The organism is Enterococcus canintestini, assembly GCF_001885735.1.
Taxonomy (GTDB): Bacteria; Bacillota; Bacilli; order Lactobacillales; family Enterococcaceae; genus Enterococcus_C; species Enterococcus_C canintestini.
In genome coordinates this window covers 37,709-56,908 of record NZ_JXKG01000017.1, presented here as the reverse complement: position 1 = coordinate 56,908, position 19,200 = coordinate 37,709, and the positions used below count along the sequence as shown (strand labels likewise).

Here is a 19,200-nt window from a genome sequence, read left to right as displayed (position 1 = left end):
TTCTTTAAAGCGCCCCGTTGGTCAATAGCTAGTGCGGAAATCACACCGTTTTTGTCACTTAATTGTTTGATATAGGCTTTTTTTGCTTCGGTTGTCATGAAAACTCTCCTTAATTTTCTGTTAATTTACTATTTAATAATGCTGCAATTGCTGCTGGTGTAGTGGCTTCTTTTAAACCTTTTGTCACCTCTTGATGCATTAAAAGACGCGCGACATTGGATAAAAGTTTCAAATGCGTTGTCCCTGCTTCAGAATCAGGAATAAATAATGCGATAATAAATTCCGTGGGACTACCATCTAAACTATGCCAATCCACCGCCTTAGCTAAACTAACAATGACAATATCAGCTTCTTTAATACTTGCATCTTTTGCATGGGGAATCGCAAAACCATCCATCATCCCCGTAGTACCTTCAGCTTCTCGTTCTAATAATTTTTCATATACTTTATTTTCATCATTTGAAAGTCCCAATGCTGTTGCTTTGGCAGCTAAAAAGTGCATTACTTCTTCTTGGTTAGCTAAATTTTCTTTTAAAAAAATGTGATCTGTTTTGATCAAACTCATGGTTTTCACCTTTCTTAAAAAAGTTGCAGCAGTTTTTTTCCTCCTGCAACTTTTAACTCATTTTATTAAGCTTGTACTTCTACTTTGGTTGTTGTTTCTTTGGTTGCTTCTTTACTAACACGATTTTTTTGTATTAACCCAAGAATGACGCCACCAACAACGGAACCAACTAAGATGGCAAATACCCATTGTAATTTTCCATCTACCACTGGTAATACTAGGAAACCACCGTGAGGCGCAGGTACTTGCACACCAAACATATAGGTCAAAACAGCTGCAATCGAAGATCCTAACATCATAGTTGGCAATACGCGTAATGGGTCTTTAGCGGCAAAAGGAATTGCGCCTTCTGTAATATGGGTTGACCCTAAGATAAAGTTAACTAACCCAGCATTACGATCGTTGGTTTCAAAATATTTGCCAAAGAACAATGTCGCAAACCCGGTAATAAGTGGTGGTGCGATACAAGCAGCTGAAACGCCTGCCATAAAACTACTATTACCTTGCGCTAAAAGTGCCGTACCCGTTACGTAGGCTGCTTTATTAACTGGACCACCCATGTCAAAAGCACACATACAACCGACGATAATCCCTAATACTAATGGTGAAGAATTTTCAAAACCAGATAAGAAACTCATCATTCCTTCATTAATAGTCTTCATTGGACCAGCTAAAAGCGCCATAATCGTTCCCACTACAGCAACACCAATTACTGGATATAAGAAAATTGCTTTTAGTCCATCTAATTGTTTTGGTAAAAATTTTAACAAGCGTTGCAATAATAAGACAAAGTATCCTGCTAAGAAACCGGCAAAAATCCCACCTAGAAAACCAGCACCACCAGAATTAGCTAGTAAACCACCGACAAAACCGACAACTAGGCCCGGTCTTTTGGCAATTCCTTCTGCGATATAAGCTGCCATAATCGGCACCATCATTCCCATCGCCGCATCCCCAATTGATTTGAACATAGCAGACGTCGCATTGTAAGTTGGATCATTTGGATCAAAAGAATAAACGCCCCAAATTGCAAAAGATACCGCAATAATAACACCACCTGCGACAACAAATGGCAACATGTGGGAAACACCGTTCATCAAGTTCTTATAAATGCTCCGCCCCAAATTCATTTGACCAGACTCTACTGGTGCTTCTGAAACAGTTTCACTGATAGCAGCAACTTTTCCTTTGCCATTAAGGGCATCATCAATTAATTGATCCGCTTCTTTAATTCCTTTACTTACAGAAACATCAATAATTCGCTTACCAGCAAAACGTTCGGCATGAACATCTTTATCAGCGGCAATAATCACCGCATCGGCATTTTTAATTTCGTCAGCAGACAGCTCATTTTCGACTCCGACTTGACCATGCGTCTCTACTTTAATCGTGATTCCTTTGCGTTTTGCCGCTTGTTCTAAAGCTTCTTGGGCCATATAAGTGTGGGCAATACCGGTCGGACAACCTGTTGCTGCAATAATTTGATATTTTGCCATTTTCTACTCTCCTCATTTCTTTTTATCTTTTTTATGCTGAAACTTCTTCTTTACTAGTTTCTATAGTTTCAATTTTAATTTGTGCTTCTAACTGATCCACATCAGAAAAATCCGTTAATCCTTGACGAAAAGCAGTTGAACTACCAGCAGCAATCGCCTTTTTCAACGTTTTATCAACCGGTTTTTTATTAATAACCCCAGCTAGAAAAGTTCCTAATAATGTGTCCCCCGCACAAGCTGTATTGACTACTTTACCTTTAGGGGAGTTGCCGGCTAAAACCATTTCTTTGTTAATAAAAATCGCGCCGTCACCACCTAAAGAAAGTAAAACATTTTGTGCACCGTCTGCAATTAAACGTTTGGCATATACAAGATAATCTTGTTTAGTTTTTAGTTTTACGTCGTACCAAGCGGCTAATTCTTCTTCATTTGGTTTTAGTAAAAAAGGTTTATACGGTAAGCAATTTAAAACTTCTTTGTAGCTGCTGTCGATAATAAGATTGACGTTTTTTTCATTACAAATTTGGCTAATTGAAACTAAAATTTCAGGAGCAACCCCTTGTGGCAAGCTGCCAGAAACACATAAATAATCACCGGACTGTAATAATTCTTCTAACGTGTGTAAAAATTCGGTAACTTTTTCTGTCGGAATTTTGGGTCCTTTATTAACGAGTTTAAATTCCTCTCCTGTTTCATTCACTTGGGTAAAGACGTTGATGCGTGTCATACCAGGAACTTCAATAAAATGAGTGCTGATTGCTTTTTCCTTTAAAAAATCGTTGATGTATTGTCCGGTAAAACCCGCTTGAAAACCAAGTGCGGTATTGTCTATCCCTAATTGTTTTAAAATTAATGAAACATTAACTCCTTTGCCGTTAGCTTGAATGTCATCGTCATTGGTACGATTGACCGTATGCGCTTGCATTTTATCTGTTTCAATAAATAAATCGATTGCTAGATTCAAAGTACATGTATAAATCATCTTGCCCCTCCTTTCTTTTTCATTATGTACCAAAAAATTATGTAAATGTTTTCAAATAGTAAAAAAAGAGCTGAAAAACTTTTCACTTTATAAAAGCGCTTTACATCATTTTATTTTGTGATAAAGTTACAATAATAACAACTACCATTCAGAAAGGATATCATTATGGAGGTAAAATTAAGCGAATCAGAACAATATCTATGGGATTTCATTCAAAAAAATATAACAAACATTCCTCATTATTCCATCGTCAAATTAAGTGAATTAGCCAATGTTTCTACAGCAACCATTGTCCGCACGATGAAAAAGAAAGGCTATGAGGGCTTTACAGCTTTTAAACATTCTTTAAAAGAAAAAGAAAATACCAACATCAATTTCTCCCATTTAGACAAAATTGACGAAGGTATTAAAATGGCGATTTTAAAAAATGAGCAAGAAGTGATCCGCACCATTAATATGATTGAAATCGGTAATATTGAAGATGCGATTCAGCGCATCCACGCTGCAAAGCGGATTATGATTTTTGCTCGTGGTTTTTCTGAATTAATTGCCCAAGAAATGATGGTCAAATTACAACTGACAAATAAATATTGTGAACTCCATACCGATCCCAACATCATTCGCAATATTTCGCGTAAACTCACCAAAGACGATGTTGTGATCTTCGTTTCTTTAAACGGCGAGACCGAAGAATTAGTTGTTGCCGCTAAAAATTGTTATAAAGCAGAAATCGGGACGGTTTTACTTACTGCTAGTCGCTACTCTTCAATTATGGAATACATTGAAATTCCGTTTATCGGTTTTAAATCAGAAGGTTCTTTTTTCCCTGATTACGAAGTACGCTCGCGCCTACCCCTTTCCATTATGGCCCGCATTTTACTAGACTCTTATGCATTACGGACCGCAAATAGTAACTAAAAAAGCTATCCCTTACGCTCAATGTAGTGCCCAAAAAGTCAGTCGAAAAATCTAACTTTTTAAGGTCAGTACAAAAGCGCAAAGAGATAGCTTTTTTATGAAAGATTACACTGCTAAAATATCAGCTTGAATTGGCTCAATTAAACTTAGTAAGTCCTTCACAGCAACTTTTACACTGTGGCCGAGTTGACCACTAGAAACAATCACTTCTTCATGGGATAAAATGCTAGTATCAAAGACTTGGACATAGTCAGGATGTGCCATGAAAATCCCGATTGGCGTATTCGCACCATGAGGATAACCCGTTGCTTCTAGGACATATTCCATCGGTGGAAAGCCAACTTTACGATTACCTGAAGCTTTGGCCGTTTTTTTATAATCCAAACGTCCATCTAAAGGTACTAAAGCAATGACAGTTCCTGTTTTATTCCCTTTTAAAACCAACGTCTTATAAATCGTCGTCACAGCTAACTGTAGTTTTTCCGCTTCAGCACGGCCATTTTCTTCATCACTTACATCAAAAGTAAAGCTTTCAAAAGGAACATTTTTTTCAGTTAAATACTCTTCCACTGCATTAGACATGTTTGCGGATGCCTCCTTGTTTTTTCACGCGATAAAGCGTTAAAAATAGCGCCACTAAACATAGGAAAAAAGAACCTAGAAAAGTAATTTTCATTCCATAAATAAAGACATCTGGTCGATTGGCAATATAAGTTGTAACGCGCTCGCCCATTTTAGAACTCATGGCATCGTATAAAATTGTCGTCGCCAGTGAAATCCCGATAACCATCCCTAAATTGCGGGCAAAAGAGTTCAAACTACCAGCTACGCCCAGATTTTCTTTGGTGACACTACTCATAACCATCGTGTTATTAGGTGATTGGAATAATGAATTCCCTAACCCCATGATAGCAGTTGCAATCACGTAATACCACAAAGGTGAATCAGCTTGCATAAACATATACATCAGCTGTGTCACAGATAACATCCCTAAACCGACTAAAACTAAAATTTCTGGTCCAACTTTATCCGTTAGATACCCACTTAAAGGAGAGCCGATGACCATTAAAAATGGAAAGACCATCATTAAAAGTCCAGCATAACTTGGTGAAAGTCCACGGGCACTTTGTAAGTAAAAGGGAATCACAACGTTAACAAAGAAGTTAGAAGAAAAAATTAACAACGCTGTAATTAAACTCATCGTAAATACTTTGTTTTTGAAAATACTAAATGTAATCAAAGGCAATTTTACTTTCTTTTCTACATATAAAAAGACAACAAAACTAATAATCGCCAAAACAAATAAAAGTAAAGGAATAGGGGTTAAAAATCCATGTTCTTGTCCTAAAAAGACACCACCAAAGAAGGTCATTATTGTAGCGGCAACGGCAGCAAAACCACCCATGTCAATTTTTTGACCGCTTAAAGTAATATCTTTTGGTAAGAATTTTTCACTAATAATCATGGTAATAATTCCCACTGGTACATTAATCCAAAAAATATAAGCCCATGAAAAATGCGCTAAAATCAAACCACCTAAACCAGGGCCTGCAATAGAACCCAGCGAAACAAAAGCACCAATCATCCCCAATGCCCGACCTCTTTCACTCATCGGGAACACTTCAGTAATAATTCCTGTATTTGTTGCCATCGTCATTGCCGCACCTAGCGCTTGAATCACGCGGGCAAACAATAAGAAAGTCAAAGAATGATTAAAACCACACAGCAAAGAGCCAATCACAAAAATTAGCGTCCCAATCCGATAAATTTTAATTTTACCCCAGCTATCGCCAATTTTACCGAATAATAATAAACAGGCACAAACCATCATTAAATAAATGGATACAATCCACTCTGATTGATTCATTGGTACTTGCATATCTTTTGAAATAGTCGGCAAGGCAATATTGACAATACTACCATCCAATGTGGACATAAAGGTAAACATCGAAACAGCTACCAAAATCCACCAGCGATTTTTTTGAACGACCTTATCTTCTTGATATGTCTGCATATAAAACTTCCTTTCTACAAAAAAATAAAACTTTTTGGTTAACAAAGCTTAACGTCAAAAAGTGTCACTAAAATAGTATAATCGTTTTTCAGAAAGATTTCATATGTTTTTTAAAAAAAATAATAAATGTTTTGAAAAAAACACCTAATTTCTAAAGTCTAAAATCTTAAAGCGTAAATTTCTTTGATGATTTCTTATGAAAACTAACGCATCTATTCCAGCTAAAAAGGATTGTGACAAAAATCATGTCACAACCCTTCTTTACGCATAGCCGGTGTTTTAAAAGTAACTTCTGCTTAAATAAAGCGAAGTTTTGCAAAATTTGAGCAGCACTTCTTATTTCTTCTTATCTTTTGAAGTTGACCACTTCTACACACCTTTTTATTTATTTTCTTTTTTGACGTTGTGACGATTCCATAATAACCGGCAAAATAACGGGACGACGTTTTGTTTGTTCAAACAAGTAACGGCTTAGTCGATCACGAATATCTTGTTTTAGTTTACTCCATTCAAACTCGTCATCTTGTAAATGTTTTTCTACAATCTCACTGACCATTTCCGCACTTTCCCGAATCAAATCACGGCTAGCTTTGACATAAACAAAACCACGGGAAGTAATTTGAGGAGAAGATACGATTTTCTTTTCCCGACGATTAATGGTAACTACCGCAATGAAAATACCGTCTTCTGATAAAATCTTGCGATCTCGCAACACGATATTTCCAATATCGCCCACACCAATTCCATCAATTAAGACATTTTCCGCTGGAACAGAACCAGCTTGGCTCATTTGATCTTTTTTATACTCCAAAATATCCCCACGAGCAGTGATAAAAATATTCTTCAATGGAATACCTGTTAATTGCGCAAGTTCTGCGTGGGCAGCAAGTTGCCGATATTCCCCTTGAATTGGAATTAAATATTTGGGTTTTAAAAGATTTAGCATCAGTTGCAAATCATCTGGGTTAGCATGCCCTGAAACGCGCATATTATCTGAAATTTGTTTAACCGTGCCACCCGCACGAAAGACAATGTCTTCTGTTTTAGCCACAGTCGTTTCCATTGCAGTTGTGGGCGTGGTAGTGATATACACCAAGTCCCCTTCTTGAATCCGCAAAGTACGATGAGAACCATTTGCCATTCGTTGCAATGATTTAATCGGTTCACCCATCCGACCTGTTTCTAAGACGATAATTTCTTCTGGCGGATAGTTTTTCATTTCTTTTTGGGTAATAAACAAGTTTTCATCAGGAACTTCCAATTTGTTTAATTTCATCGCAGTTCGAATAATACGACCGAAATCTTGTCCTGTTAAAACAACTTTACGATTGCAACGATAAGCGGCATTTAAAACTTGTTGGACCCGTTGTAAGTTGCTGGCAACTCCCGCGACAATGATGCGTCCTTCCCAGTATTTAATCGTGTCATATACTTCATCTGCAATTTGGCGTTCAGAAGCAACTGGTGCCGGATTTTCTGCATTACTAGAAGTACTTAAAAGGGCCAATACTCCTTCTTTGCCAATTTCAGCAAGACGTCCAAAGTCTGTTTGATACATCGGCACTGCCGCTTGGTCAAACTTGAAATCGCCCGTATAAACGATATTTCCGACTTTAGTCTTTAATGTAATTCCGACTGAATCAGGAATCGAGTGCGTCGTTCTAAAAAAGCCGACTGTCGTAGTGCCAAAATCAATTTCAGTATGTTCATCGATAATATGAAAATCACGGAATTTTTTTGTCGCCTCATTTTTGTGGACCCCAATTTTGGCTAACTCAATAGTCAATTTCGTTCCAAAGACTGGTACATCCACTTTTTCTAAAAAGTAAGGCAATGCGCCAATTGCATCGGCGTGTCCGTGCGTTAAAAAGACGCCAACAACGCGCTCGGCATTTTCTTCTAAATAAGTAAAATCAGGAATAACTGTATCAATTCCTAATAATTCATTTTCAGGGTATTTTAACCCACAATCTAATACGTAAATATCATCTTCCACTTCGGCGATGTACATATTTTTGCCGTTCTCACGAACGCCGCCAAGTGGAATGATTTTGATGTTACTCAAAAACATTCACCTCTCAAAATTTTTTTCTATATAAATAGTTATTTTCTTTTCTGTGCCCAACTAGCCACTGTCCATTATACACTATAACGCTATAAAAAGTCGGGGCAAACTGCTAAATAATATTGGAAGCGTTTTGTAATAAAACTTTCTTAAAGTCTCTAACCGAATTAAAAAAGCCACAAGTCGCTAATCTAATCTTTTAAACACATAAATTGCGTAAAAGTATGATTAACAACTTGTGACAAGAATTACTTTACTTTATTGTGGAACGCGAACTAAATTCATTTCGTGTAACGTTTCGGCAATTTGGACTGAATTCCAAGCCGCACCTTTTAATAAATTATCAGACACTACCCACATGTGAAGGCCATTTTTCACATCTAAATCCCGACGAATGCGTCCGACAAAAGTAGCTTTTTGATCAACACTATTTAACGCTTGGGGATAAATTTGTTGGCTTGGATCATCTTGTACGATTACACCAGGAGCTTGTGCCAATAACTCTCTTACCGCTTGGGGTGTTAGTTCTTGATTGGTTTCAATATAAATCGATTCAGAATGTCCACTCACAACGGGAATACGGACACAAGTTGCCGCCACTTTAATCGCGTCATCTGCCATAATTTTATGCGTTTCATTGATCATTTTCCACTCTTCGTAAGTATAATCATCTTCTGCAAAGACATCAATTTGTGGTAAAGCATTAAAAGCGATTGGATAGTGTTTTTTATCACTGCCTGCTGGTAAAATTTGCGGATTTAATTCTGTTTTAGCTTTTCCTGCCAGTAAATCTTTCGCTTCTTGTTTTAACTCTTCAATTGCTTTTGCCCCAGCACCAGAAACAGCTTGATAGGTCGAAACAATGATACGGTTTAAGCCAACAGCTTGACGGATTGGTTCTAAGGCCACCATCATTTGAATAGTAGAACAATTCGGATTGGCAATAATTCCTTTATGTTGTTTTAACGCTTCTCGATTGACTTCTGGTACCACTAAAGGCACTTCTTCATTCATGCGAAAATAACTGGTATTGTCCACGACTACAGCACCACGTTTCACAGCTTCGGGGGCAAACTCTTTTGAAATGCCGCCACCAGCAGAAAATAGTGCGATATCCACGTCGTTAAAAGAATCTGGCACTAACTCTTCAATCGTTAATGTTTGCCCTTTGAATTCTCTGGTTTTACCAGCTGAACGTTTTGAAGCCAGAAGTTTAACACTTGCAATTGGTAAAGTTGTATCAGCTAACATCTTAATCATTTTTGTTCCGACAGCACCAGTTGCACCAACAACAGCAATACGATATCCTTTTTCCATCCACTACACCCCTAAGTACAAAATTCACCTGTCATCGACAAGAAATTGATATTTTGGCTATTTTAGCACAATTTCAAATAAATTTCAGTAAATACAAAAATATAATTCAGAAAATTACGACAATTATGCTGTAGCAAAAAAAGACCACCACCATTAAGTGACAGTCTCTTATTTTTACAATGGCAAATTATGTAACCAATTACGAGCCTGATTCACTTCTTCAGCAGCAAGTTGGTGTCCATAATTTGTCTGTTTAATCGTTAAATCTGCGTTCCGACTACTAAAAGCTTCAGCTAATTCATTAAAAGATTCCGGTGAAACAATTGGATCTCCTTGCCCAAAAGACAACCAAACACGTTTATCTTTTAAACTGAATTTTTGCTTGTGTACTCCCAGAGACATCGGGTGAAAAAAGATTCCTTGGGTCAATTCAGTTTCTCGTTCTAATAACAAGTGCGCTGCAATATTGGCACCATTGGAATACCCGACTAAAACCCAATCACTTAGCGGCACATCTTTTTTTGCACTCACCCGCTTAATTTCTTCATACAAGTTATCAGTTTCTTCTTCTAGGCTTTCTAAATCAAATTGATTTAAACCATTCCGTTTAAAAAAACGATTCATTCCATCTTCTTTAACTTCACCTCGAAAAGATAGAATTTCACAGCCACCATCTAAAAAACGGGCAATATCCACCAATGATGTTTCATCACCACCAGTACCGTGTAAAAGCAGTAACTTCTTACCACCTTTACTTCCCGCGTCATATAAATACTTCATTTTGCTACCTCCTTAACAGGTTTAACAAGCTTATAAAAATCACGATAAAAAAGCTTTTAGCAGTCGTTTTTTATAAATATTCTGTGATTTTTATTTTAACGACGAATAAGTGAGAAAAATTTAGCCATCTAAAACTTACTAATTGTAAGTATCATAACAAATAATTTCACTTCTCTCAATTATTTTATCTTTTTTAGGAAAGTCACTTTATTTAACTTTATTGTCTTCCTATACTATAATAAAGATAAGGGAAATTTTGGGGAAGATTTCCGTCAACGTGTAGGGGAGAGTGTTATTCCTTACGTCATCATGGCTAGAATACTAGCAAAAAATAAGACTTGGATTTTTAAATCCAAGTCTTATTTTTTATTTTATTTTGCCATAACTTGTTATTTTTCCTAAAGCGACATACCCTTTTGACCCTTTTGTTCGCGATTGTACACCCCATAAATAACCTTGGTTTAAAATAATATCATCAAATTTTATCTGATCACCTTTTTTCATTAAAGCAATCACTTGTCCTTTTGTATCTGCTTTTTTTCTTAGATACACGCTTGTATTTAAGGTGATAGTTTTCATTTTAGCTAGACCTCCTTTTGTCCCATCGGCAGTTGAATTTCCAGCTACACTATTGGGCTTTTCACCTTCAAGATTCTTACTACCAAACAGTGTGGCAAAATCTTTGCCTGCGGTTAAGCGATTCAAATCCAATGGCCCTTTATAACCAGGAATACGTCCATTTGAAGTATATTGATGAATATCATAACGATTGGTACAAGTTGGATTAAACCCTTCATATCTCCCATTATTTTGTCCATAGGCTGGAATCCAGATTGCATCAAATTTTTCGACAGCAAGATTGAACTGGCGATACAAGTGATTGGCGATATAGGCCCCTACTTTTTTGGCACCTAAACGTTTTAATTCTTGGCGATAACTCTCACAGCCACTACGCATATCATAATAAGATTTTTCTTCTACATCTAACCACCAAAAAGCCGGTTGAAATCTTTTAGCACGCTGATAGAAATCTCTGGCTTCTTGTTTCATATCCGCTAGACTTGTTCCTCTTACCCATGCGTAAACTGCAACTGGAATCTGGTGTTCTTGCAACTTTTTAAGATGCGTTTCAAAATGAACATCACGATGCAACGAGCCATATTGTACCCGCACAATCGCCCCATCAATATTTTGGGCGAGCTTTTTATAATCAATCGCCTCTGGTAATTGCCACTCACTAAGATCAATAATCACTGGTGTTGGAATCATAGTCTTCTCCTTATTTTTTTCAAAAAAAAACTGTGGAAGGACACTTTTTATAATCTCTCACTTCCACAGTTTTCTCATCAACTGGCTTTAAACTTCTTCAGTGAAAAGTTCTGTTTCAATCGTTTCAACATATTTTGCACTTGCCGGTGCTACAAAAAGTGTGACACCATTTTTGACAAATAACGGCAACCCACTGATATCTGCCATCACTTGCCGAACAGTTTGCCCGCTTAAATTTTCATCTGCAACACGGGGAATCATTTTGTGTTTTTTTCCTTCACTATTTACAAACGTTAAATGTAATTTTTTCATTTGGTTTTCCTCCTTTAAATTCTTGCGTGATGTTTTACGACATTTTTTGCGTAATAATTATTACTCGGTATATTCCACTTCTTTTGTTTCAATAACACTGTTATAAGAAACATCTGCTGGTAACAATTGGCTATAGGCACGACCAAAAGTTAAAACATCTGCTTCCACAGGATTTTCAATACTATTGTTAAATTTTTGTTTGGTAAGTCGTTCTTTGCCGGGTTCTAAAAATGTAACGGCTAAATTGGTACTAACATGTGTTTTCATTTGGTTTCCTCCTTAGAATAACTAGTTTTAGTAGTAGTCTGCTTTTGCGGCCGGCTTTAAGCAATTTATTTTGTAAGTAGCGCCCTTACACATTAACAACGAAAGTTTTGCAGTAACTGTCAAACACTTTAGAAAAAAAGTTAAAATTTTTTTCGTTATTTCAAACTCTTATTTGTGATTAGGTTCACTTGTTGCCCGTTGCTTTTACAGTTATCCGCCAATACTTATACGTTGTTTATTTGCAATTTTCTGAAAAATATCTTTAAATGCTAAAATTCATCTGTTACAATAAGCGATAACTCAATTAGAGTTAAAATTACTTTTTCAAAGGAGCGAATTGTTATGACTGTTTACAATTTTTCAGCCGGTCCTGCCGTAATGCCCACATCCGTTTTAAAGCAGGCCCAATCCGAATTGATGGATTACCAAGGTAGCGGCATGTCCGTGATGGAGTTGAGTCATCGTTCCTCTCTTTTTGATGCAATTTTAAAAGACGCCAAAAAACGTTTGCGAGAATTAATGAATATTCCCGACAATTACCACGTTTTATTTTTACAAGGTGGTGCTAGTCTACAGTTTTCAATGGTGCCGTTAAATTTGGCGCAAAATAAAAAAGCGCTCTACGTCAATACCGGCGTCTGGTCAAAAAAAGCCATTGCAGCAGCAAAAGCTTTAGACAACGTCGAAGTGGAAGTGATTGCTTCATCTGAAGCAGATAATTTTAGTTATATTCCTACCATTACACCAGATATGATTGATCAAAAGGCAGCTTACTTGCACATTACAACCAATAACACGATTGTCGGTACTGCTTTTCAAAATATTCCCGATACTGGTAATGTTCCGATTGTCGCAGATATGTCTTCAAATATTTTAGCCAATAATTACAATGTCACAGATTTTGGTTTAATTTATGCCGGTGCCCAAAAAAACATTGGTCCAGCGGGTTTAATGGTCGTCATTATTCGGGATGATTTACTGGGCTTATGTGAAGTAAATGAACCAATGCTTGATTATAAAGTCCAAGCAGATGCCGATTCTTTATACAATACACCCCCAACTTTTGCGATTTATATGGCACAACTGGTTTTCAAGTGGCTACAAGAATTAGGGGGCATACCTGAAATTTTAAAACAAGACCAAGAAAAAGCGCAGTTACTCTATGATGCTATTGATAAATCAAAATTATTTACCAGTCCTATTCAAAGTACAAGCCGCTCTATTACCAATATTCCTTTTGTCACTGGTGATGAAAAATTAGATCAGAAATTTAACGCTGAAGCTTTGGCTGCAGGTTTTGAAAACTTAAAAGGTCACCGTTCCGTTGGTGGTATGCGGGCAAGTCTATACAACGCTTTTCCAAAAGAAGGTGTGAAAGCGCTAGTTGCTTTCATGGAAAAATTCGAAAAAGAAAACGGAGGCGCTTAGTATGTTTCAAATTAAAACCTTTAACGCAATTGCCCCAGAAGGCATGAACCGTTTTGAGAAAGAAAACTATGCGATTAATGAAAGTGAACTCCCTGATGGTATTCTTTTACGCAGTCAAAAATTACACGATTACGCTTTTCCTAAAAGTGTTTTAGCCGTTGCCCGGGCCGGCGCTGGCACCAATAATATCCCAGTTGCAGACTGCACTAAAAAAGGCATTGTCGTCTTTAATACCCCAGGTTCTAACGCCAATGCCGTTAAAGAATTAGTCCTGGCCAGTTTATTACTCTCTGTACGCCCGATTTTATCTGGTGCCAAGTGGGTACAAACATTAACTGGTACAGATGTTGAGGAAAAAGCTGAAGCAAATAAAAAACAATTTGTCGGTCATGAATTAGAAGGAAAAAAACTAGGTGTTATCGGTCTTGGTGCAATTGGTGCTATGATTGCCAATGACGCTTACCGCTTAGGGATGGAAGTAGTCGGTTATGATCCTTATGTTTCTGTCGATACCGCATGGAGTATCTCAAGGCGCGTACAGCGCGCTAATGATTTAACCGAAGTGTTAACGACTTGCGATTTTATTACCGTTCACGTACCATTAACAGAACAAACCAAAGGCATGATTGGTAAACCAGAATTAGCGAAGATGAAAAAGACAGCGAAATTATTTAACTTTGCCCGCGGGGGAATTGTAGACGATGACGCCGTCTTAAAAGCCTTAAAAGCAGATGAATTAGCCGGCTATACGACAGACTTTGCTGATGAAAAATTATTACACAATGAAAAAGTTTTGGTCTTACCTCACTTAGGCGCTTCAACTGAAGAAGCCGAAGTCAACTGTGCCAAAATGGCCGCTAGAACCTTAAAGCGCTTTTTGACAGAAGGTACGATTAAACGCTCAGTTAATTTTCCCACTGTGGAAATGGCCTTTCATTCTCCTTATCGGATTACCATTATTAATAAAAATATTCCCAATATGTTGGGCCAAATTTCTTCAACTATTGCGGATATGAATATCAATATCGATAATATGGTAAACCGTGGCCGAGATGACTATGCCTATACATTAGTAGACATCGCTTGTGACGATGAACAAAGCGCGCAAGCTGTTGCTACCCGCTTAACAAAAAATCCCGATATTATTCGTGTCCGGGTTATTAAAAATCCAGGAGTGAGTTATTAATGGTCGTAATCAAACCCTTTAAAGCGATTCGTCCGGCTAAAGATTTAGCCGCCAAAGTAGCTGCATTACCTTATGATGTCATTAACAGTGAAGAAGCGCGGGATCTAGCCGCAGGTAATCCTTATAGCTATTTTCACATTGACCGGGCAGAAATTGATTTACCCCAAGACATCTCTTCTTATGATCCTGTGGTCTATCAAAAAGCTGCCACTAATTTAGCAGACTTTTTAGCTAAAGGCTGGCTAAAAAAAGATGCCAAACCTTACTTTTATTTATACCAATTAACGATGAATGGTCGCCCGCAAACCGGCATCGCCTTCTCTGCCTCAATTGACGATTACGTTAATGGCAAAATTAAAAAGCACGAATTTACTCGCCCTGAAAAAGAAATCGACCGGATTAATCACATTAAAGCTTGTGATGCCAATACCAGTCCCATTTTTTTAGCTTATCGCCATGAAAATAAAATTCAGAGCATAATCAAAGCGTGGCAAGAAAGTCACACACCCGTATATGATTTTAACAGCTATCACGATGTAAATCATAAGGTCTGGGTAATCGACGATGAAAATATTGTCACAACTTTAACCACATTATTTGAAGATGTTCCTGCTCTTTATATCGCAGACGGTCACCATCGCACAGAATCGGCCGTCAAAGTCGGGTTAGAAAAACGTAAACAAGGTACAAACAGTCCAGAAAGTGATTATTTTTTGGCAATTGTCTTTCCAGAAAATGAACTAGCCATTTGGGAATACAATCGAGTAGTCAACGTTGCTTTGCCAGCTGACTTTTTTGACCAAGTCGCTGCTAGCTTTACCATTACAAAAACAACGCGAGAAAAACCAGCTGCTCCAGAGCAAATACAGATGTATTTATCCGAACAATGGTATACACTAACTGCAAAAGAAATAATCAAAAGTAATGATCCAGTTGAGCATTTAGATGTCTCTTTACTACAAAATAATATTTTAGCGCCAATTTTTGGCATCAAAGATGTTCGCACCGATCAACGCATTGATTTTATCGGAGGCATCCGCGGCCCAGAAGAACTCGTCAAACTCGTCGATAGCGGTACGTGGCAAGTTGCCTTTTCCTTATATCCAACTGCAATGACCGACCTATTAGATGTTGCTGACGCAGGAAAAATTATGCCACCAAAATCAACTTGGTTTGAACCAAAGTTATTAAGCGGCCTCTTCTTACACGATTTAGAAACAAAATAAGTTGTTAATTTTTGTAAGCCAGTTATCCCCCTCTTCAACTGGCTCATAAAAATTATGCATATAAAAAGCGACTGATGAAATCACTTTAGATTACTATCAGTCGCTTTTACTTATTCTGATGTACAAAACAACCACTAGCACATTTTAATAGCTAAATTTTTTTATTTCACCATTAAAACATTACAAGGTGAATGATTTACAATATGTTGAATAGTAGAACCCACTTTTTTTCGAGTCAAAGAACCCTTACCCGTAGCCCCTGCCACAATCAAGTCAATCGGATACTCAGCAGGAATTTTTTCTGCAATCGCATCTTTTACATTTCCAGTTTCAATGATCTGACTTACATTTTCAATTCCTGCTTTACGTGCTTCAGAAACTAGATTTTCCAAAACCATCTTAGCTTTTTCTTGCTCTTCTTTTAAAATCTTCGAAACCGCAAAAGAGCTCGTTGAAAGCGACGCTTCATCAATAATCCAAGCCAAATACAACGCACCATTACTCCCTTTGGCCAAGGCGACAGCCTCATAAAACGCCTTCTCTGCATTTTTTGATCCATCAATTGCCACTAAAATATTTTGATACCGACTCATAAAAATCCCTCCCAATCACTTTTTCACTTTTAAATTTTGCAAACATTTGCCTAATTCAAAAGTACCACAAAATGAAAAAGAGAGCTAATTAGAAGATGAAAAAACGTATAGTATATTACGAAATCAAAAATTGATTCTAACTGTAATAATACTAATACGCTTTTTAAATTACTTTAAAACGTGGTATCATCCACCGACAAACAAAATAGCCTATCATACAACCAGTAAAATTTAAATAGATATCACTTATAGCAAATGTTCCAATATAAAACACATACTGAATTGTCTCAATTCCTAAAATTGTAAGTAGAGAAATCGTAACAAATTCTAACTTATTAGCCTTTAATCCATATAGGGCACCTAAAGGAATAAAATATATCACATTTAATAGCGCTTCTAAAATTACCTTTTTGTCGGATACAAAAATATCAAAAGGATCTAATGACAAAGAATGATAATTTTTTGCTTTCGTAAACAGAACTGTAAAAAGTAAAAACAAATAAACACTATAAAAGAGATAGAGATAAATAGTCGAAATCCTACCGACTTGCCATTGAATTAAAAATAACCAAATCGCTAGCCAGACAAACAGAATTAAGACAGTTTCAGTATATTCAAAACGTTCAATCATGTGATGCAACCGAGGATACTGATCTAGTGTTGGAATTGCAATCCAAGAAACCAAACCGATAGAAAACAAAAAAGATAATAGACAATAGATTATATTCAAGATTATACGCTTCATTCAGTGACTCCTTAATATTACTCAGATAAATTCTTATTATCCAATGTAGCACTTTTTAATAGTGGTCGCCACCAATGTTCGTTGTCCTGATACCATCTTATCGTTTTTTTAAGCCCTTCTAAGAAGTCCACTTTTGGCTTCCAATTCAATTGTTCATATATTTTGTTAGAATTAATCCCATAACGCAAATCATGTCCTAATCTATCGGGAACATGTTGAATTAATTCCTGTGATATTCTCATTTCATCACAAATAAAATATGCAATCTGATTATTACTATATTCATTTTTAGGAGCAACATTATAAATTTCCCCAGAGACGCCTCTTTCTAAAACTAAAATTATTGCTTCACAAAAATCAGTTACATAAAGCCAATTTCTGATGTTTTTACCTTCACCATAAATTGGAAAAGGTAAACAATCAATTCCATTTGTAATTAATAGAGGAATAAGTTTTTCTGGAAATTGATATGGACCGTAATTATTTGAAGCCCGTATAATATTGACAGGCAATGAAAATGTACGATGATAAGCAATAACAAACTGATCCGCTGATGCTTTTGATGCAGCATAAGGAGAACTAGGATTCAATACAAAATTTTCCTCTGCAAATTCTTTAGTCAAAGAACCATAAACCTCATCAGTAGATATTTGAATGAAATGACTAATACTATATTTTCTAGCAGTCTCTAATAAATTGAGGACGCCCCCGATGTTAGTCTGATAAAAATTTGAAACATCAACAATTGATCGATCAACATGAGATTCAGCAGCAAAATTAATAACCGCATCAAATTTATACTTACTAAAGATTATTTCAACCAACTCTTTATCTGAAATATCACCTTTAATAAATTTATATCTAAAATCATTCTCAATATCTTTTAAATTATTGATATTCCCAGCATATGTCAGTAAATCTAGGTTCACAATTTCAACCATCTCACGATTTTTCAGCATATAACGAATAAAATTAGAGCCAATAAAACCGCAGCCACCTGTAATTAAAAGTTTCAAAATCCAACCTCCTAAATTGGAAAAGGAGACCACCTAAGTGATCTCCTTTTTATTTCGTTAAAACGTCTTAGCCAATTCTTTAATATATTCCTTTAGCGACACAGAAATTTCTTTATGTTTTAGACCATATTCAATATTGGCTTCTACCATTCCTAACTTATCACCAACATCATAACGTTTACCGGTATATTGACGTGCAAACACTCGCTGGGTTTTATTCAAGTTATCAATGGCATCTGTTAATTGAATTTCATTTCCGGCACCAGGTTTTTGATTTTCTAAAATATCAAAAATCTCAGGTGTCAGTAAATAGCGTCCGATAATAGCTAAATCACTTGGGGCTTCTTTAGGATTTGGTTTTTCCACAAAATTTTTCACATTATAAAGTCCTTTTGAAATTTCACTATTTGGATTAATAATTCCATACTTAGAAGTATCTTTATGCGGAACTTTCATAACTGCTAAAGTAGAAGCTGTCGTTTTTTCATAATCATTCATTAACTGCTTAGTTAATGGAACCTTCGACTCCATAATATCATCACCAAGCATGACAACAAAAGGTTCATTACCAACAAACGCTTTAGCCTGTAATACCGCATGACCTAAACCAAGTGGTCGTTTTTGGCGGATAAAATGTAAATTAATTCCCGTTGTCTCCTCAACTAAATCCAGTAATTCCTTTTTCCCTTTAGAAGATAAATTCATTTCCAATTCAACATTCGAATCAAAATGATCCTCAATTGGACGCTTCCCTTTACCTGTAACAATCAAAATATCTTCAATTCCAGAATTCAGTGCTTCTTCAACAATAAACTGTATCGTTGGTTTATCCACAATCGGAAGCATTTCTTTTGCAATCGCTTTTGTTGCTGGTAAAAAACGGGTCCCTAACCCTGCTGCTGGAATTACAGCTTTACGAACTTTTTGCATGATATCTTCTCCATTTTTTATAATAATAAACTGATGTTTAATTAAAAAACATACCCAAACTAGCAATCAATTCTAATAAAAATTAAAATAC

At 36.5% G+C, this 19,200-nt stretch carries 19 protein-coding genes; 4 read left to right on the top strand and 15 right to left on the bottom strand.

What is annotated here, in order from left to right:
• Positions 1 to 109: 109 nt before the first annotated feature.
• The 3 genes from RU96_RS09895 to pfkB form a co-directional block, all read right to left on the bottom strand.
• Positions 110 to 565 (bottom strand): fructose PTS transporter subunit IIA, encoded by a 456-nt coding sequence (locus RU96_RS09895; protein WP_071865376.1) that lies wholly within the window; start codon positions 563 to 565, stop codon positions 110 to 112.
• A 65-nt stretch (positions 566 to 630) separates the two neighbouring features.
• Positions 631 to 2,061 carry a PTS fructose transporter subunit IIC gene (locus tag RU96_RS09890; protein ID WP_071865375.1) on the bottom strand — a complete coding sequence of 477 codons (1,431 nt, stop codon included), beginning with the start codon at positions 2,059 to 2,061 and terminating at the stop codon, positions 631 to 633.
• Positions 2,062 to 2,092: 31 nt separating this feature from the next.
• Complete coding sequence (gene pfkB, locus RU96_RS09885) at positions 2,093 to 3,043, bottom strand: 1-phosphofructokinase (protein WP_071865374.1); 951 nt, start codon at positions 3,041 to 3,043, stop codon at positions 2,093 to 2,095.
• Between the two features lie 165 nt (positions 3,044 to 3,208).
• Between pfkB and RU96_RS09880 the strand changes: the two genes are divergently transcribed.
• Positions 3,209 to 3,961 (top strand): MurR/RpiR family transcriptional regulator, encoded by a 753-nt coding sequence (locus RU96_RS09880; protein WP_071865373.1) that lies wholly within the window; start codon positions 3,209 to 3,211, stop codon positions 3,959 to 3,961.
• Between the two features lie 105 nt (positions 3,962 to 4,066).
• Here RU96_RS09880 and RU96_RS09875 read toward each other — a convergent pair whose 3' ends face one another.
• From RU96_RS09875 to RU96_RS09840, 8 genes are all read right to left on the bottom strand, one after another.
• Positions 4,067 to 4,543, bottom strand: a complete 477-nt coding sequence (locus RU96_RS09875) for a YbaK/EbsC family protein (protein ID WP_071865372.1) — start codon at positions 4,541 to 4,543, stop codon at positions 4,067 to 4,069.
• Positions 4,536 to 5,975: an MFS transporter gene (locus RU96_RS09870; RefSeq protein WP_071865371.1), complete on the bottom strand. Its 1,440-nt coding sequence runs from the start codon at positions 5,973 to 5,975 to the stop codon at positions 4,536 to 4,538. The genes RU96_RS09875 and RU96_RS09870 overlap by 8 nt, the downstream gene beginning before the upstream one ends.
• Before the next feature lie 385 nt (positions 5,976 to 6,360).
• Positions 6,361 to 8,040: a ribonuclease J gene (locus RU96_RS09865; protein WP_169818351.1), complete on the bottom strand. Its 1,680-nt coding sequence runs from the start codon at positions 8,038 to 8,040 to the stop codon at positions 6,361 to 6,363.
• Positions 8,041 to 8,298: 258 nt separating this feature from the next.
• Positions 8,299 to 9,357 carry an aspartate-semialdehyde dehydrogenase gene (locus RU96_RS09860; protein WP_071865369.1) on the bottom strand — a complete coding sequence of 353 codons (1,059 nt, stop codon included), beginning with the start codon at positions 9,355 to 9,357 and terminating at the stop codon, positions 8,299 to 8,301.
• A gap of 174 nt (positions 9,358 to 9,531) precedes the next feature.
• Entirely contained in the window at positions 9,532 to 10,137 is a 606-nt protein-coding gene (locus tag RU96_RS09855; protein WP_071865368.1) for an alpha/beta hydrolase, read from the bottom strand.
• Positions 10,138 to 10,503: 366 nt separating this feature from the next.
• The gene (locus RU96_RS09850; protein ID WP_071865367.1) at positions 10,504 to 11,406 is read right to left on the bottom strand and encodes a GH25 family lysozyme; all 903 of its coding nucleotides are present in this window, start codon (positions 11,404 to 11,406) and stop codon (positions 10,504 to 10,506) included.
• A gap of 87 nt (positions 11,407 to 11,493) precedes the next feature.
• Entirely contained in the window at positions 11,494 to 11,718 is a 225-nt protein-coding gene (locus RU96_RS09845) for a DUF2922 domain-containing protein (protein WP_071865366.1), read from the bottom strand.
• Between the two features lie 60 nt (positions 11,719 to 11,778).
• Positions 11,779 to 11,985: a hypothetical protein gene (locus RU96_RS09840; RefSeq protein WP_071865365.1), complete on the bottom strand. Its 207-nt coding sequence runs from the start codon at positions 11,983 to 11,985 to the stop codon at positions 11,779 to 11,781.
• 342 nt (positions 11,986 to 12,327) lie between these two features.
• Between RU96_RS09840 and serC the strand changes: the two genes are divergently transcribed.
• Genes serC through RU96_RS09825 form a run of 3 tightly spaced genes read left to right on the top strand, consistent with a single transcriptional unit; the run spans position 12,328 to position 15,825 of the window.
• The gene (gene serC / locus RU96_RS09835; protein WP_071865364.1) at positions 12,328 to 13,413 is read left to right on the top strand and encodes a 3-phosphoserine/phosphohydroxythreonine transaminase; all 1,086 of its coding nucleotides are present in this window, start codon (positions 12,328 to 12,330) and stop codon (positions 13,411 to 13,413) included.
• Between the two features lies 1 nt (position 13,414).
• Entirely contained in the window at positions 13,415 to 14,599 is a 1,185-nt protein-coding gene (locus tag RU96_RS09830) for a phosphoglycerate dehydrogenase (RefSeq protein WP_071865363.1), read from the top strand.
• The gene (locus RU96_RS09825) at positions 14,599 to 15,825 is read left to right on the top strand and encodes a DUF1015 domain-containing protein (protein ID WP_071865362.1); all 1,227 of its coding nucleotides are present in this window, start codon (positions 14,599 to 14,601) and stop codon (positions 15,823 to 15,825) included. The genes RU96_RS09830 and RU96_RS09825 overlap by 1 nt, the downstream gene beginning before the upstream one ends.
• A gap of 161 nt (positions 15,826 to 15,986) precedes the next feature.
• On the opposite strand, the gene RU96_RS09820 is transcribed toward RU96_RS09825, so the two are convergent.
• The 4 genes from RU96_RS09820 to galU all read right to left on the bottom strand — a co-directional run bounded on the left by RU96_RS09820 (position 15,987) and on the right by galU (position 19,109).
• Complete coding sequence (locus RU96_RS09820; RefSeq protein ID WP_071865361.1) at positions 15,987 to 16,418, bottom strand: universal stress protein; 432 nt, start codon at positions 16,416 to 16,418, stop codon at positions 15,987 to 15,989.
• A gap of 163 nt (positions 16,419 to 16,581) precedes the next feature.
• Positions 16,582 to 17,163: a VanZ family protein gene (locus tag RU96_RS09815; RefSeq protein ID WP_071865360.1), complete on the bottom strand. Its 582-nt coding sequence runs from the start codon at positions 17,161 to 17,163 to the stop codon at positions 16,582 to 16,584.
• A 17-nt stretch (positions 17,164 to 17,180) separates the two neighbouring features.
• Complete coding sequence (gene rfbB, locus RU96_RS09810) at positions 17,181 to 18,179, bottom strand: dTDP-glucose 4,6-dehydratase (RefSeq protein ID WP_071865359.1); 999 nt, start codon at positions 18,177 to 18,179, stop codon at positions 17,181 to 17,183.
• A 57-nt stretch (positions 18,180 to 18,236) separates the two neighbouring features.
• Entirely contained in the window at positions 18,237 to 19,109 is an 873-nt protein-coding gene (gene galU / locus RU96_RS09805; RefSeq protein WP_071865358.1) for a UTP--glucose-1-phosphate uridylyltransferase GalU, read from the bottom strand.
• Positions 19,110 to 19,200 lie beyond the last annotated feature (91 nt).

Coding starts and splice junctions, on each gene's coding strand:
- RU96_RS09895 (WP_071865376.1), bottom strand. CDS start 565: ATGAGTTTGATCAAAACAGATCACATTTTTTTAAAAGAAAATTTAGCT.
- RU96_RS09890 (WP_071865375.1), bottom strand. CDS start 2,061: ATGGCAAAATATCAAATTATTGCAGCAACAGGTTGTCCGACCGGTATT.
- pfkB (WP_071865374.1), bottom strand. CDS start 3,043: ATGATTTATACATGTACTTTGAATCTAGCAATCGATTTATTTATTGAA.
- RU96_RS09880 (WP_071865373.1), top strand. CDS start 3,209: ATGGAGGTAAAATTAAGCGAATCAGAACAATATCTATGGGATTTCATT.
- RU96_RS09875 (WP_071865372.1), bottom strand. CDS start 4,543: ATGTCTAATGCAGTGGAAGAGTATTTAACTGAAAAAAATGTTCCTTTT.
- RU96_RS09870 (WP_071865371.1), bottom strand. CDS start 5,975: ATGCAGACATATCAAGAAGATAAGGTCGTTCAAAAAAATCGCTGGTGG.
- RU96_RS09860 (WP_071865369.1), bottom strand. CDS start 9,357: ATGGAAAAAGGATATCGTATTGCTGTTGTTGGTGCAACTGGTGCTGTC.
- RU96_RS09855 (WP_071865368.1), bottom strand. CDS start 10,137: ATGAAGTATTTATATGACGCGGGAAGTAAAGGTGGTAAGAAGTTACTG.
- RU96_RS09850 (WP_071865367.1), bottom strand. CDS start 11,406: ATGATTCCAACACCAGTGATTATTGATCTTAGTGAGTGGCAATTACCA.
- RU96_RS09845 (WP_071865366.1), bottom strand. CDS start 11,718: ATGAAAAAATTACATTTAACGTTTGTAAATAGTGAAGGAAAAAAACAC.
- RU96_RS09840 (WP_071865365.1), bottom strand. CDS start 11,985: ATGAAAACACATGTTAGTACCAATTTAGCCGTTACATTTTTAGAACCC.
- serC (WP_071865364.1), top strand. CDS start 12,328: ATGACTGTTTACAATTTTTCAGCCGGTCCTGCCGTAATGCCCACATCC.
- RU96_RS09830 (WP_071865363.1), top strand. CDS start 13,415: ATGTTTCAAATTAAAACCTTTAACGCAATTGCCCCAGAAGGCATGAAC.
- RU96_RS09825 (WP_071865362.1), top strand. CDS start 14,599: ATGGTCGTAATCAAACCCTTTAAAGCGATTCGTCCGGCTAAAGATTTA.
- RU96_RS09820 (WP_071865361.1), bottom strand. CDS start 16,418: ATGAGTCGGTATCAAAATATTTTAGTGGCAATTGATGGATCAAAAAAT.
- RU96_RS09815 (WP_071865360.1), bottom strand. CDS start 17,163: ATGAAGCGTATAATCTTGAATATAATCTATTGTCTATTATCTTTTTTG.
- galU (WP_071865358.1), bottom strand. CDS start 19,109: ATGCAAAAAGTTCGTAAAGCTGTAATTCCAGCAGCAGGGTTAGGGACC.